The following is a 14,263-nucleotide window of genomic DNA, read 5'->3' as shown; positions in this document are numbered from 1 at the left end:
TCTTTGCGGGCACGTTCGCCGGGCTCCTGGAGCGGACAGTCATAGCTTCCCTGCAAGCGTAACCAAGCGAACGGCTCCTCCCGTCTCCCATTCCCCCCACCACGCTTTCGGATTACACAAAAGCCCTCTACGCTTGTCTTCTCTCTGTTTTGGTCATACTACATAGTAGGAAACCTGACAGAGGAGGGATTAATGATGAATGCAGGGTACCTTTCATTCTGCTGCTTGCTTCTTATATGGATCGTAGGCTGGATGGGAATGCTGGATGGGTTGAGTCAGCGCATCGGAATTCGACCACGTGTCTTTTTGTTTTTGCTATTGGTTGTGCTGCTGACTGGAAATATCGAGGTACATGCATATGGCATCGGGCTATATATGGGTTCATTTTTGTTGCCGCTTGGAATGTTTACGTATGTATGGGCGCGGGAGGAAAAGGATGTACGCCGCTATATTTTGACGGCGGCACTGCTGGCAGGAGTAACGCTGTTTCTGCTGCGATATATGTTGCGACTTGATCCGGTATTACAGATTGTAGGAGAAAACTACCTGCTGGCAAGCGTTGCCCTGCTGCTTGCGCTTATGATGAGCCGCGATGTGGCACATGGGTTGGCGATTGTTGGACTGGCGTTTTGCATCATGGATATCTTATTTGCGGGCTACACGTATCAATTGAACAGGCAAAGCGTAATCGGTAGTCTGGCATTTCGTGATGGGCTCGTGCTAGCTCTTATTGTTTCGTTAAGCGGTCAGTGCGTAATGGCGGCGTGTGTAGACATCGGAATCGGAACAGTGCGGCGGCTGTTCGGGCTGCGAAAAGGGAGGGGGCAATGACGCATTCGTATACACAATATGCCGTTCCGGTTGCTGCCGGTGTGTTGTTCGGTGTGCTGGCACGGTTGTACATGCTGCGTACCGATTATCGACAGTATCCGACGTATCCGCACGGGCGCATCATTCATGTCGCTCTCGGCTTTATTGCTGCCATGATTGGGGCGGTTGCCATTCCATCCATTTTGCAGGCGGACTGGACGGCCATCACGTTTCTTGGGCTTGCTGCCCAGCAGTTTCGCGATGTGCGGAATATGGAGCGCAACATGCTGCAACAGCTTGACAGCATGGAGCTTGTGCCGCGCGGGGTCGCGTATATTGAGGGGATTGCCCAGGTGTTTGAAGGGCGGAATTATCTTGTGATTTTCACATCGGTTGTGGTAACTTTTCTGGCGATTAAAACATCCGTCTGGTGGGTGGTGATTGGCGGAGTGCTGATGTTTTTCGTGAATAGCTGGCTTATGTCCGGCAAAGTGCTTGGCGATATTGCAGATGTGCAAGTGTCGCAGTTGCGCCTGGACGGGCCAAATTTATATGTGGATGACGTTTATATTATGAATGTTGGTCTAGAATCGGATCGGGCAGTAATCAGCGAGCATGGGATTGGTCTGATGGTGACACCGAAAGATGCAGGTGCTCTGCTCACCATTGCCAATCTGGGACAGCGTCAGGCGATGCTGCATGATATATCGTCGATTCTCGGCGTGTATCGTGATTCTGGTGAACCAGCGCTCGTGCCGCTGGCAAAGCGCGACATGAAATCCGGACGACTTGGCGTGTTTTTGTTGCCGGAAGAAAAAGATACGAGCAAAGTAGCCGAGACAGCGCGACGTGTACCCGTGCTTGACAGTGCGATTCGGCGACCGCGTAAAGCAAGTGTCAATCAGGAGCGGACGGGAGGAGAATAAACGATGTCACAGTCAATCGAAAGTTACATACTCGCTGTCATTACTTCAGATCGGCAAGCGGTTGGTGGAGGGGCTCCTATCTTCTATGCCGGGTCCCAAAAGGAGGTGCAGCAGATTGCATTTACGCTCGAAAAAATTATCGATGGTGTGGCCCACCAGCTTCGTCCAGATACGCTTATTATTGTGAAACATTCATAATGAAGCTTGTGTTTCCAGTAGGATTCATTTTATGATAGGAGAGATATTGCAGAAAAGAGGGTTATATACGTTATGTCAAATCCAGTAGTTGCCATCGTTGGCCGCCCGAATGTAGGCAAGTCAACGCTGTTTAACCGCATTGTAGGCGAGAGGCTTGCGATTGTGGAAGATACACCAGGCGTTACACGTGACCGCCTGTACAGCCGTGCTGAGTGGCTCGGCAAAGAGTTCCACTTGATTGATACAGGTGGAATTGATTTTGACGATCATGACATTTTGCTTGAGCACATCCGCTATCAAGCCGAACTGGCAATTGATGAAGCGGATGTCATTATTTTGGTAGTAGATGGAACAACGGGGATTACGGATCAGGATCAGGAAGTAGCCCGGATGCTGTTCCGCTCTAAGAAACCAGTTGTACTTGCGGTGAACAAAATTGACAACATTCAGCGTCTAAACGATGTATATGAGTTTTATTCGCTCGGTTTTGGAGATCCGCAGGCAGTATCGGGTGCACATGCCACCGGTATTGGCGATATGCTCGATGAAGTAATCAAACACTTCCCGGAATATCAGGAAGACGAGTATGGGGAGGATGTAATCCGGGTATCCCTTATTGGTCGTCCGAACGTAGGGAAATCATCGCTTGTTAATGCACTTCTCGGAGAAGAGCGTGTAATTGTGAGTAACATCGCAGGTACAACGCGAGATGCAATCGATACGCCGTTTACATTTGAAGGTCAGGATTACGTCCTCATTGATACGGCCGGTATGCGTAAGCGTGGTAAGGTGTACGAATCTACGGAGAAATACAGCGTAATGCGTGCGCTGCGTGCGATGGAACGCTCTGACGTTGTGCTTGTGCTCATTGATGCGGAAGAAGGCATCATCGAGCAAGATAAGAAAGTTGCAGGCTATGCGCATGAAGCAGGCCGTGGCGTCATCATTGTAGTGAATAAATGGGATGCTGTTGAAAAAGACGATAAAACAATGAATAAATTCATTGCGGACATTCGTGGTGAATTCAAATACTTATCGTATGCTCCAATCGTGTTCGTATCTGCTAAAACGAAACAGCGTGTGCAGACCATTCTGCCAAAAGTATCGCAAGTAGCTGAGCAGCATTCGTTGCGAATTGCAACACCAATTCTGAATGATCTTATTCATGAAGCGACAACGGTAACGCCACCACCAACAGATAAAGGGCGTCGTCTGCGCATTAACTATGCAACCCAGGTTGCAGTGAAGCCGCCAACGTTCGTGTTGTTTGTGAATGATACCGAACTTATGCACTTCTCCTATCAGCGCTATCTAGAGAATAAAATAAGAGAAGCGTTCCCAATGGAAGGAACGCCAATACGGATTCTCGTCCGTAATAAATCAACAGAGTAGAGGAGAGTAGAACCATATGGGGGGAGCAGTTGTCATTCTGCTGTCGTATTTGCTCGGTTCCATTAGCTTCAGCATTGTGATTGCGAAGCTGATTGCTGGAATTGATATTCGGGAACACGGCAGCGGCAATGCTGGAGCGACGAATACACTCCGTATGCTCGGCAAAGGGCCGGGAATTACTGTTCTTTTGCTTGATGCAGCGAAAGGCGCAATTGCGATTACGATTGCCCGTCTGCTTGGTGTACCAGAGTGGGCAATTGTCGGCGCAGCAGTTGCCGCTGTCCTCGGGCATAACTGGCCGGTATTTTTCGGATTCAAAGGAGGCAAGGGCGTCGCGACAACGATCGGGACGCTACTTGCGCTTACGCCAATTCCGGCACTCATTGGGGTCGGAATTACGATTGTAGTCATTGCATTGACTCGTTATGTATCGCTTGGGTCGCTTGTATTCTTTGTGCTTGTACCGTTTTTGATGTACATATATCATGAGCCGGGCGTCTATATCGCAGGAGCCGCGTTTGTCGGTTTGCTTGGGTTTATTCGCCATGTGGAAAACATCCGTCGTCTGATAAAGGGAACAGAACGCAAGCTTGGTCAGAAGAAGCAGGAGGGGAAACGCGATGGAAAATAGGGCTGCTGTCATCGGAGCCGGGAGTTTTGGAACCGCGCTTTCAACCGTACTGGCAGAAAACTATAGCGATGTTTCTCTCTGGGCTCGCCGCGCCGAACTTGCTGACGCGATCAATCAAACGAGAACGAATGAGAAATATTTGCCAGACATTCAGCTTGCTGATGCGATTACGGCATATTCATCGCTAGAAGAAGCGGTGGCTGGGTGTGTGTTTGTGCTGCTTGTCGTGCCTTCTCATGCGATGCGGGAAACTGTACGGGCGTTAGCGCCACACCTTCACCCTGATGCGGTCGTGGTGCATGCAACGAAAGGGATGGAGCTTGACACTTTGAAACGGATGAGTGAAGTGATTGCCGAAGAGCTTCCTGCGAGCTTTCGCTCTCGCATCGCGGTGCTATCTGGCCCAAGCCATGCCGAAGAAGTTGGAGTGAAAGCCCCGACAACTGTTGTTGCAGCTGCGGAAGATCGAAAGGTGGCGCAAATCGTACAGGATGCACTTATGACGAACCGATTCCGTGTTTATACCAACCCAGATGTAATCGGAGTAGAAATAGGCGGGGCGCTTAAAAATATTATTGCACTCGGAGCAGGGGTAAGCGATGGCCTGCAGTTCGGTGACAATGCAAAAGCCGCCCTGTTAACACGCGGCCTGGCAGAAATTACGCGCCTTGGCGTGAAGCTTGGAGCCAATCCTCTGACATTCTCCGGCCTAGCGGGTGTTGGTGATCTCGTGGTAACTGCCACAAGTCGTCACAGCCGCAACTGGCGTGCGGGCAATATGCTCGCACAGGGCATGACGCCGGATGAAATTGTAGAACAGATGGGAATGGTCGTCGAAGGCATTAAGACGACGAGAGCGGTTAATGAGCTTGCGAAAAAGTGCGGGATTGATATGCCGATTACCCGGGAGCTGCACGCGCTGCTGTTTGAAGGGAAGGAGCCGCGTGAAGCGGTTAATCATTTAATGGGTCGGGTGCGCCGCCACGAAACGGAAGATATGGCGCTTCGCTATTTCGAAAGTCAATGATGTAGATAGTGTCCAGTCAGACTGCACTTTTTGCCCGCCCTCCTCATACACTGTGGATGTACAGTGGAAGGAGGAATAAGCATGACAAAAATTCCGAAAAAATTCCTGGAGAAACTTCAGGGGAAAAACGTGGACACATCAAAGCTGGAGAGTCTGGCAAGTGGCATAAAGAAAAGTGATCTGGCTGATGATCAAAAGGTTCGTCAACTGTTGCGTCAACTTGCGGTGATTGCAAACGTCAGAATGTCGCAAGAGAAGGAAGACAGTATTGTACGCTACATTCGAAATCATAACATTCAAAGCGGTGATATGAAGACATTGACGGGCCTTCTCAAAGGTAAGCTGTAAGCGCGCGTAATTTAGGCATAAGAAGCTGTTACAGGCGGGAAAAGGTGCGCATACAGTATAGCATGATTCGCAAAACAGGGCTCTCATAACCGGTCTGCGGATACAGAAACATAAAGAGGGGGAATGCTTGTGAGCATTTCCCCTTTTTACGTATCAATCAATTATGACGAGGATGTTTCCTCTTCTGACGTTAGATCGTCAAGTTCTAGTAGTGCTTGCACGAGTGGGGAGTTTAGCAAGGAAAGAATTTGGCTGAAGTCTACATTGCGAAGCGAGCGAACGAACGAGAGCGGGCTTCGATCCACGGGTTGGCCGCTGGCGATTTGCGCTGCCTGTCGTGCTTCGTTGCCGGAGTTCCAGCGTTCATACATGCCGACGAGCCCGTGCAGTGTGCCTAATGTTTGCTCTACCTGCAGCATCGTACTTCGCATTTGGCTTGACCATTCGCGGACATTATTAATAGATAAACGCATTTCATCTGGAGACTTTGGCAGAAGATCAGGTAAGTTTTTCATGAGTGCAGACGGTGTAGTACGGGATGGTTCAGGGGTTTCAGTAGACACAAGTTCGGTCGCTTTTGGCTCCTTAGGTGTTTGGGCTGCTGCGGGTTTTCGTTTTGGTTTGCGCCGCCCTGCCGGTCCTTGTGCGCGCGGATTTTTCCGCTTCTGGCTGAGCATGATTGCGCCTCCTTTGTCATGTAGTCATCATCATCCTATGCGTTTGTCTTGGTGAAGGTTCAGCCCACCTACTTTTGTGCTATAATGGGGATGACTGATAGAGTCAGTATGGAGATGATCAATCATGGCCCAAATTACATTCGTTCCATCTAATCGTAGTGTGGAAGTACGGCAGGGTGAAACTGTTTTGCGTGCGGCGTCCCGGGCGCGAGTAGCGATTACGCAGCGCTGTCGTGGGAACGGTTCTTGTACGATGTGTAAGGTACGAGTTGATAAGGAGAGTGTAGTTTCACTGCCGTGTGAAGCCGAGAAGCGCCTGATTAGTAGCGCTGAGCTTGCACAAGGTGTCCGTCTGGCCTGCCAAACAAAAGTTCAAGGATCGACCCGCATCTCTTTGCCGCAGAGCAAACTGGCAGCGGTTGTACAGGCACAGCTTGCTGAACAGCGAGAAAGAAGAACAGAGCAAGATAAAACACAAAACAACTGACATATTTGGTACACCCCGCTGCATATGGTTGTAAAAAGTAGGACAGGGCGGGGCAAGAAAGGAAGCGAGGCCCGCAGTGGGTACTCGCTTTTTTGCTTGGCAGCCTCGGGTGCGGTCTATTTTCCCCGCCGCCCTCATAAGATGAGTAGTGTCCTTATTGTACAAGAAGCAGGGAACCAAACGCGAGGAGGGTGTACAGGTGGAACGTGTAGACATTTTTAAAGACATTGCAGAGCGTACAGGCGGCGATATCTACATCGGGGTAGTTGGTCCGGTACGTACAGGTAAATCGACTTTTATTAAGCGGTTTATGGAATCAATCGTCATCCCGAATATTCCTTATGAAGCGGAGCGGTTACGTGCGATTGATGAACTGCCGCAAAGTGCTGCTGGCCGGACGATTATGACAACCGAGCCTAAGTTCGTCCCAAACAGCGCTGTTGAAATCAATGTAACGGACGGGTTAACCATCAATGTACGGCTTGTGGACTGCGTCGGGTACGCTGTACCGGGTGCGCGCGGGTATGAAGATGAGAATGGTCCACGCATGGTCACTACACCATGGTATGAAGAACCGGTTCCGTTCGAGGAAGCGGCTGAGATCGGCACGCGTAAAGTCATTCAAGAACACTCTACATTAGGCGTTGTGGTTACGTCTGATGGCTCGATTGCCGAAATTCCCCGTTCGGATTATGCAGAAGCAGAAGAGCGGGTTATTAACGAATTAAAAGAAGTGGGCAAACCGTTCGTTGTTGTTATTAACTCGATTTATCCGACCAGTGCAGATACCGCGATGCTGCGTGCCGCACTTGAAGAGAAGTATGACGTTCCGGTGCTTGCAATGAGCGTTGATGCGCTAGATGAGCGGGAAGGGCTATCCGTTCTGCGTGAAGTGCTGTTTGAATTCCCGGTGCACGAAGTTAACGTGAACCTGCCATCGTGGGTAATGGTACTTTCCGAAGATCACTGGCTGCGCAAAAACTTCGAGGAAGCTGTGCGCGATACGGTTAAGGATATTCGTCGCCTGCGTGATGTAGATCGGGTAGTGGGCTATTTTGGAGAGTATGAATTTATCGAGCGTGCCGCACTCGCGGATATGAATATGGGCCAGGGTGTGGCAGAAATCGACCTGTATGCACACGATGAGCTGTACGATCAGATTTTGATGGAAATTGTTGGAGTGGAAATTCGCGGCAAGGATCATCTGCTGCAGCTCATGCAGGAATTCAGCTATGCGAAGAAAGAATACGATAAAATCTCGGGTGCGCTCACGATGGTTCGTCAGACCGGATATGGCATCGCTCCGCCGTCACTTGAAGAGATGAAGCTTGATGAGCCAGAGATTATCCGCCACGGCTCTCGCTTCGGTGTTCGCTTAAAAGCGACTGCCCCATCCATTCATATGATCCGTGTCGATGTCGAGTCAGAATTCGCGCCAATTATCGGCACCGAGAAGCAGAGCGAGGAGCTTGTGCGCTATCTCATGCAGGATTTTGAAGAAAATCCACTTAGCATCTGGAACTCCGATATTTTTGGCCGCTCGCTGAATTCGATTGTGAACGAAGGTATTTCTGCGAAGCTGGCGATGATGCCAGACAATGCACGCTACAAGCTACAGGAAACGCTCGGTCGCATCATCAACGAGGGGTCGGGTGGACTTATCGCAATCATTCTGTAGCTGTACAAACAGATAGATATGACCAGGAAACACCGGCTTCTCTCCCCTCAGGAAGAAGCCTTTTTCCTGTACAGATGAAGAAAGTATGCCGTTATATGGCTCAATCCCCTTGAATTGCTGGCTTTTCTATATTACTATTAGCTTGTTAACCTTTCAAATTGTAGGATTCGCGTATATTTATACTACAAATCGTACACAACGAATAGCAAACTGCTTCTGTGGGAGGAGGTGAAGAACATGAATAAGACTGAGTTAATCACCCGTGTATCCGAAGTGGCGGAACTGACAAAAAAAGACGCGACGAAAGCGGTGGAAGCTGTTTTCGACGCTATTACAGAGGCGCTGAAAAGTGGAGATAAGGTACAACTGATCGGCTTCGGTAACTTCGAAGTACGTGAGCGTGCTGCTCGCAAAGGTCGTAATCCGCAAACTGGCGAAGAGATCGAGATTGCAGCAAGCAAGATTCCAGCGTTCAAGCCAGGCAAGGCACTGAAAGAAGACATTCAATAGTGGCCTACATACCGTCGGATGCACACAAATCATCTGGCATGTGAGGGGAGCCGTGCGATTATTCGTACGGCTCTTTTTAATGAGTAAAATCGTTTACTTTGATGCATGTTAAGGATGAGGTGAACGAATCGATGAGTAAAATAAAATTTAAGAACAATACCAAAATATTTTATATGTCAATCCTCACTGGGGTTGTTCTCATTCTCTCGCTTATATACATTCTCTTCCGGATCTATCGATAAATGATTGACAGCGTTTCCTTTTTACGCAATAGTAAACATGCATAGTAATCGAAACCAGTAAAGGGGGAGCGTAGATGAGCGCACCAGCAAACAGTGAGTTTATCGTCATTAAGGCGCTAGAGAATGGAGTAAATGTGATCGGCTTGACTCGTGGAGAGTCCACTCGTTTTCATCATTCCGAGAAGCTCGATAAGGGTGAAGTGATGATTGCGCAGTTTACAGAACATACATCCGCGATCAAAGTGCGCGGCAAAGCGGTTATTCAAACTCGCAATGGAGAAATGAACACGCTAGTTGATGAGTAAACTTTTTGGAGAACAAGCAGACTATCCTGCTTGTTTTTTGTTATTCCACCGGCTTACTGTACAAGAGTATTACAACAAATATATAATAAGAATAGTGTAGTCTACATGCTGATATGGTATACTTTATAGGTATGTTTTCAGCGAGTGCGGAATGTTTGTTTGGGGGACGTGTGATGATGAATCTTTTACAAAGTGGTTTTCAGGGAGAAACCGAAGCAATCATGGAGCTAATTGCTAGAAATACAGCGAATCAGTTCCTGTATACCTATATCGAAAACCCGCCTGTATCCCATCTTCGTATCCGGCTTCTGCAACTGGTGCTACACGAAGGCGGCGCGCCGAAAGAACAGGTAGCTCGTTACGTGGCGACAACAGCGCTCGTTCAGCTTGGTCTTGACAGCCATGAGACGGTAACGCTTGCGCGTCAGCGTACGATGTCAGGCATTCGGAATCGGCAGTTGACGATTCTTGCAGGAGATTACTTTAGCAGTCGGTATTATGATTTGCTGGCTCAAATCGATGACGTGCGTACAGTAGCGCAGCTTGCTCGCAGCATTCAGGAGATCAATGAGTGGAAGATCCGCCTGTATGGTCTGAAAGGGGGAGCGGCGGAGCTGTATTTAGACGGCAAAGTAAAAATGGAGTCGGCGCTTATTCTTTCATTTGTAGAGACATGGAGCAAGCAGAAAGAGACGTGGAAGGGGCTTGTCAACCAGTTACTCCGAGCAGAAGAGTTGCTTAGAGAGTATCGGAAGCAAGCGACGGATGAAGAAGTTGGACCGTATGTAGCTCGCCTGAACGCGGAAGTAGGTGTGCATGGAGCACATCAGCAGCTCGTAGCTGAGCTTCACAAAGCATTGCATCAGAGCCGTAAGTTTGCCTCCCAGCTTAGCGATGATGTAGTACGTACAGAACTAAAGCTGTTGATTGACGGATGTGCCACTGAATTGGACAGCCAGAAAGCAAGGGCAGAGGAGAGGTAGTCATGCAAGAGAACTTACAGGGGGACAAAAAGGCGGAGTATGTTCATTCCGTATTTGAATCAATTGCGAAAGAATACGATCGGATGAATTCCGTAATCAGTTTTGGACGGCACGTTGCCTGGCGTGAGTATACAAACAAGCGCATGGGTGTATCAAAGGGAGAAAAGGCCATCGATTTGTGCTGTGGTACATGCGATTGGACGATTAGTCTGGCGGAAGCGGTCGGACCGACAGGAGAAGTAGTGGGGCTTGATTTTAGCCAGAACATGCTTGATGTTGGTGCGCAAAAAATAAAAACCAAACAGTTAGACCAGATCACGCTTGTCAATGGAGATGCGATGAACATTCCATATCCAGACAATACGTTTGATTATGCCACCATCGGCTTTGCCCTGCGCAATGTGCCGGATTACAAGCAAGTTATCCGTGAAATGATGCGGGTTGTGAAACCGGGTGGACAAGTTGTCTCGCTTGAGGTTAGTAAACCACCATTTGCTCCATATCGGAAGCTGTTTTATTTTTATTTTTATAATATTCTCCCGCTTATTGCCCGCATGACAGTAAATAAGTATGAAGAATATAATTGGCTGCCGAATTCGCTGACGAATTTTCCTGACAGTCGTAAGCTTGCTGATGCATTCCGTGAAGTTGGGCTTGTGAATGTAGAGACGAAGCTGTTCGTGGGTGGCGTATCGGCACTTCATATTGGGCATAAGAAGCAGGTGAGTGAATCGTGAATAAGCTGCGAATCATTCTTGAGATGATCAAGTTTGAACATACGCTGTTTGCGCTTCCGTTCGCGTTCATGGGAGCGGTGCTCGGAAGCTTTGTTGTGAACGGAATGTGGCCGACATGGGCGCAGATTTTTTGGGTGATTATGGCGATGGTTGGTGCGCGGAGCGCAGCGATGGCACTGAACCGTTTAATTGATTACAAGTTTGACGGCGAGAACCCGCGTACTGCCATGCGTGCAATTCCGGCAGGATTGTTACAGAAAAAAGAAGTGGTTCTCTTTGTTATTGCATCGTTTGTGCTGCTGTTTGTAGCGGCTTCCCAGCTGAACATGCTGGCGGTAAAATTGCTGCCGATTGCGGTCTTTTTCCTTGTGTTTTATTCGTATACCAAACGATTTACATGGCTATGTCATATCGTATTGGGCATTGCGATCGGACTTGCGCCGCTGGGCGGTTGGGTTGCGACAACAGGTCGGGTGGATTGGATGGGGATTCTCCTATTTGTATCCGTTGCATTGTGGACAGCCGGCTTTGATGTGATTTATGCATGTCAAGATGCAGAGTTTGACCGTGAACGTGGACTGTATTCCATTCCGAGTTACTTCGGAATTGCCAGTGCCCTCAAGTTAGCACGTCTATTTCATATTCTTACGATGATTGGTTTTGTAGCCCTTTATTTTATCACCGGGCTGCATGTATGGTTTGCACTCGGACTTGTGATTGCTGCACTTATTCTTATTTATGAGCATCGTCTTGTTTCTCCGCATGACCTATCAAAATTGAACACAGCGTTCTTTACGATGAATGGGGTGCTAAGCGTAGTTGTGTTTGCGTTTACGATGCTTGATTTGGTGATGAGATGAGGAAGATTTTTGTTGTTGGCATTACAGGGGCAAGCGGTGCGATTTACGGTGTCCGGCTGACACAGGAGCTTTTGCGTCATGATTATAAAGTGCATCTCATCGTGACAGAAGCCGGCTGGCAAGTGTTTCATGAGGAACTTGGCCTGGATACGACAGACCGGGCACGTGTGATTGCGGAGCAGTTTCCAACAGAAGTGGGCGAACTGCATTATCATACATTACGGGATTTTACTGCACCGGTGGCAAGTGGTTCATACCGAAGCGATGCGATGGTCATTGTGCCGTGTTCGATGGGCACGCTGTCTGGCATTGCACACGGTGCATCAGGAAACTTGCTGGAGCGTACAGCTGACGTTATGCTTAAAGAAGGCAAAAAGCTTGTCATTGTGCCGCGTGAAACACCGCTTAATGTGATTCAGCTTGAGAACATGACGAAGCTAGCGCAAGCAGGAGCACGCATCGTACCGGCGATGCCGGGATATTATCACAGGCCTCAGACAATGGATGATCTCGTCAACTTCATGGTTGGCAAAATCTTGGACACATTAGACGTGCCGCATGACTTATTTCGCCGCTGGGGAGAGTGAGCTTCATGACAGGGATGAAAATTAGCAAGATTTCATTTACAAACATTCGCCCGATTTATCATTTCTTTCGGCTCGATGAATTCGACAATCAGGTGGAGCTCATCCCGCAGGTGCCAGCGCAGCTAAATAAAGGCATGGCAGAGGGAACGATTGATGCGGGACCTGTTTCGTCCTTTGAATATGGCCGTAATTATAAAGCGTATGATGTATTGCCCGATTTATCGATTAGTTCACACGGTCCGGTCGGCTCGATCTTTCTGTTCACGAAGCGACCGCTCGCCGAGTTGTCTGAACCGCATATTGCTTTGACCGATATGTCGGCAACGTCGGTGAATTTACTGCGGATTATTTTGCAGACATTTGAAGGCATACATCCGATGTATACGACGATGCCGTCCAATCTGGACGTGATGATGAGTCAAGCAGATGGAGCGCTTCTGATCGGAGATGATGCACTGCTGGCATCGTGGAATAATTCGAGGTATTATATGTATGACTTAGGTGAGATGTGGTATCGCCATACAGGTATGTGGATGACATATGCGGTATGGGCGGTACGCCGGGAAGCAGTCCAAAAGCAATCGGCACTTCTCAGCCGTGTGCATCATGAATTTTTGCGCAGTAAGAAACAAGGACTGGCCGAACTAGACGAAGTAATTCGTCAGGTGAAAGAGGAGTTCGGTGGAACGGAGTCATTTTGGAAGAAGTATTATGCCGGGCATTTGTCTTATGATTTTACGACAGAACATAAAAAAGGTCTGGAATATTACTATGCGTGTGCAGCTAACCTCGGTCTGCTAGCAGAGCCTGCGAAAGTAGAAGTATGGGACCCGAATTCGGCCCAGTCGGCTGTGTAGTGCGCATAGGCAATACAGTACGGGTATGGGTGGAGCGTAATGAAACTAGCAGATATATTTTTTCCGTTTCGGGCGGATATGAACAAAATCGAACGTGAGCTGGACCGTGCAATTGATACAGCTGAGCCTGTATTGCAAAAGACAGCCAGTCATTTGCTCAAAGCAGGGGGGAAGCGTATCCGCCCTGTCTTTGTACTTCTTGGTGGGAAGTTTGGTACGTATGACATTGAACGGTTAAAATATGTGGCGGTGCCGCTTGAACTCATTCATATGGCGTCTCTTGTGCATGATGATGTCATTGATGACGCAGAATTGCGCCGTGGCAAGCCAACCGTAAAAGCAAAATGGGACAACAAGATTGCAATGTATACCGGGGACTATATTTTTGCCCGGGCGCTTATGATTGCAGCTGAGTTGACTGACCCGCGCATTCACCGCATTTTGTCGCGGGCGATTGTGGAGATGAGCATCGGGGAAATTGAGCAGATTCGGGATTTTAATAATTGGGATCAAGGGTTGCGGCATTATTTGCGCCGCATCCGCCGTAAGACAGCCCTGCTTATTGCAGTGAGCTGCCAGCTTGGAGCGATTGCTACGGGTGCACCAGATTCAGCTGTACGTAGTCTGTATTTATATGGCTATAATGTCGGGATGGCGTTCCAAATTAGAGATGACATTCTCGATTTTACCGGCGATGAGAAAACGCTTGGCAAACCGGCAGGAAGCGACCTGCGGCAGGGAAACATTACACTTCCGGCACTGTATATGCATAAGCAAAGTAAGCAGGCGGATGAGTTCCGTCGTATGGCAGAAGATCCGACTCAGATCGAGCGGGTGATTGAACTTGTCCGCAACGGGGAAGGGCTTGCGTTTACACAGCGTCTGGCCGAGCGTTACCTTGATCGGGCACTGGCTGCGCTTGACGGGCTTCCGGCTGGGCGTGATCGCGACTCGCTGAGCAAGATTGCTCGCTTTATTGGCGAGCGTAAATTTTGACAAACTTGCAAA

The 14,263-nt window shown here is 48.8% G+C and carries 18 protein-coding genes; 17 read left to right on the top strand and 1 reads right to left on the bottom strand.

The genetic code is table 11. The features are described from left to right. The first annotated feature begins 195 nt into the window (after positions 1-195). The 7 genes from PO771_RS12700 (at position 196) to PO771_RS12670 (ending at position 5,332) form a co-directional block, all read left to right on the top strand. Entirely contained in the window at positions 196-831 is a 636-nt protein-coding gene (locus tag PO771_RS12700) for a YphA family membrane protein (protein ID WP_272560063.1), read from the top strand. Next, positions 828-1,736 (top strand): YIEGIA family protein, encoded by a 909-nt coding sequence (locus PO771_RS12695; protein WP_272560062.1) that lies wholly within the window; start codon positions 828-830, stop codon positions 1,734-1,736. Before PO771_RS12700 ends, PO771_RS12695 begins: the two co-directional genes overlap by 4 nt. 3 nt (positions 1,737-1,739) lie before the next feature. Then, complete coding sequence (locus tag PO771_RS12690) at positions 1,740-1,934, top strand: capping complex subunit for YIEGIA (RefSeq protein WP_272560061.1); 195 nt, start codon at positions 1,740-1,742, stop codon at positions 1,932-1,934. A 72-nt stretch (positions 1,935-2,006) separates the two neighbouring features. Next, positions 2,007-3,326, top strand: a complete 1,320-nt coding sequence (gene der / locus PO771_RS12685; protein WP_272560059.1) for a ribosome biogenesis GTPase Der — start codon at positions 2,007-2,009, stop codon at positions 3,324-3,326. A 16-nt stretch (positions 3,327-3,342) separates the two neighbouring features. Next, positions 3,343-3,957 (top strand): glycerol-3-phosphate 1-O-acyltransferase PlsY, encoded by a 615-nt coding sequence (gene plsY, locus PO771_RS12680; RefSeq protein ID WP_272560058.1) that lies wholly within the window; start codon positions 3,343-3,345, stop codon positions 3,955-3,957. Continuing rightward, positions 3,947-4,984: an NAD(P)H-dependent glycerol-3-phosphate dehydrogenase gene (locus PO771_RS12675; protein ID WP_272560056.1), complete on the top strand. Its 1,038-nt coding sequence runs from the start codon at positions 3,947-3,949 to the stop codon at positions 4,982-4,984. The genes plsY and PO771_RS12675 overlap by 11 nt, the downstream gene beginning before the upstream one ends. Before the next feature lie 81 nt (positions 4,985-5,065). Further along, positions 5,066-5,332 carry a stage VI sporulation protein F gene (locus tag PO771_RS12670; RefSeq protein ID WP_272560055.1) on the top strand — a complete coding sequence of 89 codons (267 nt, stop codon included), beginning with the start codon at positions 5,066-5,068 and terminating at the stop codon, positions 5,330-5,332. A gap of 161 nt (positions 5,333-5,493) precedes the next feature. On the opposite strand, the gene PO771_RS12665 is transcribed toward PO771_RS12670, so the two are convergent. After that, positions 5,494-6,009, bottom strand: coding sequence for a hypothetical protein (locus tag PO771_RS12665; protein WP_272560054.1), 516 nt, complete (start codon positions 6,007-6,009; stop codon positions 5,494-5,496). A gap of 124 nt (positions 6,010-6,133) precedes the next feature. Here PO771_RS12665 and PO771_RS12660 point away from each other — a divergent pair, with 124 nt between their 5' ends. The 10 genes from PO771_RS12660 (at position 6,134) to hepT (ending at position 14,251) form a co-directional block, all read left to right on the top strand. Then, complete coding sequence (locus tag PO771_RS12660) at positions 6,134-6,496, top strand: 2Fe-2S iron-sulfur cluster-binding protein (protein WP_272560052.1); 363 nt, start codon at positions 6,134-6,136, stop codon at positions 6,494-6,496. Positions 6,497-6,695: 199 nt separating this feature from the next. Next, entirely contained in the window at positions 6,696-8,174 is a 1,479-nt protein-coding gene (gene spoIVA, locus PO771_RS12655; protein WP_272560050.1) for a stage IV sporulation protein A, read from the top strand. 237 nt (positions 8,175-8,411) lie between these two features. After that, positions 8,412-8,684, top strand: coding sequence for an HU family DNA-binding protein (locus PO771_RS12650; protein ID WP_096466599.1), 273 nt, complete (start codon positions 8,412-8,414; stop codon positions 8,682-8,684). 316 nt (positions 8,685-9,000) lie between these two features. Continuing rightward, on the top strand, positions 9,001-9,231 hold the full coding sequence (gene mtrB / locus PO771_RS12645) for a trp RNA-binding attenuation protein MtrB (protein ID WP_272560049.1): 231 nt from the start codon (positions 9,001-9,003) through the stop codon (positions 9,229-9,231). Between the two features lie 173 nt (positions 9,232-9,404). Next, on the top strand, positions 9,405-10,214 hold the full coding sequence (locus tag PO771_RS12640; RefSeq protein WP_272560048.1) for a heptaprenyl diphosphate synthase component 1: 810 nt from the start codon (positions 9,405-9,407) through the stop codon (positions 10,212-10,214). A gap of 2 nt (positions 10,215-10,216) precedes the next feature. Continuing rightward, positions 10,217-10,951, top strand: coding sequence for a demethylmenaquinone methyltransferase (locus PO771_RS12635; RefSeq protein ID WP_272560047.1), 735 nt, complete (start codon positions 10,217-10,219; stop codon positions 10,949-10,951). A gap of 23 nt (positions 10,952-10,974) precedes the next feature. Then, on the top strand, positions 10,975-11,811 hold the full coding sequence (locus PO771_RS12630) for a UbiA-like polyprenyltransferase (protein WP_422665006.1): 837 nt from the start codon (positions 10,975-10,977) through the stop codon (positions 11,809-11,811). Beyond that, positions 11,808-12,398, top strand: a complete 591-nt coding sequence (locus PO771_RS12625) for a UbiX family flavin prenyltransferase (protein ID WP_272560046.1) — start codon at positions 11,808-11,810, stop codon at positions 12,396-12,398. Before PO771_RS12630 ends, PO771_RS12625 begins: the two co-directional genes overlap by 4 nt. Before the next feature lie 5 nt (positions 12,399-12,403). Then, entirely contained in the window at positions 12,404-13,255 is an 852-nt protein-coding gene (locus tag PO771_RS12620) for a menaquinone biosynthetic enzyme MqnA/MqnD family protein (RefSeq protein WP_272560043.1), read from the top strand. Positions 13,256-13,294: 39 nt separating this feature from the next. Continuing rightward, the gene (gene hepT / locus PO771_RS12615) at positions 13,295-14,251 is read left to right on the top strand and encodes a heptaprenyl diphosphate synthase component II (RefSeq protein WP_272560042.1); all 957 of its coding nucleotides are present in this window, start codon (positions 13,295-13,297) and stop codon (positions 14,249-14,251) included. Positions 14,252-14,263 lie beyond the last annotated feature (12 nt).

The organism is Aneurinibacillus uraniidurans, from assembly GCF_028471905.1.
In the GTDB taxonomy this organism is placed as follows: domain Bacteria; phylum Bacillota; class Bacilli; order Aneurinibacillales; family Aneurinibacillaceae; genus Aneurinibacillus; species Aneurinibacillus uraniidurans.
Note: the sequence above shows the minus strand (reverse complement) of the source record. Positions and strands in the feature narration are given on the sequence as shown.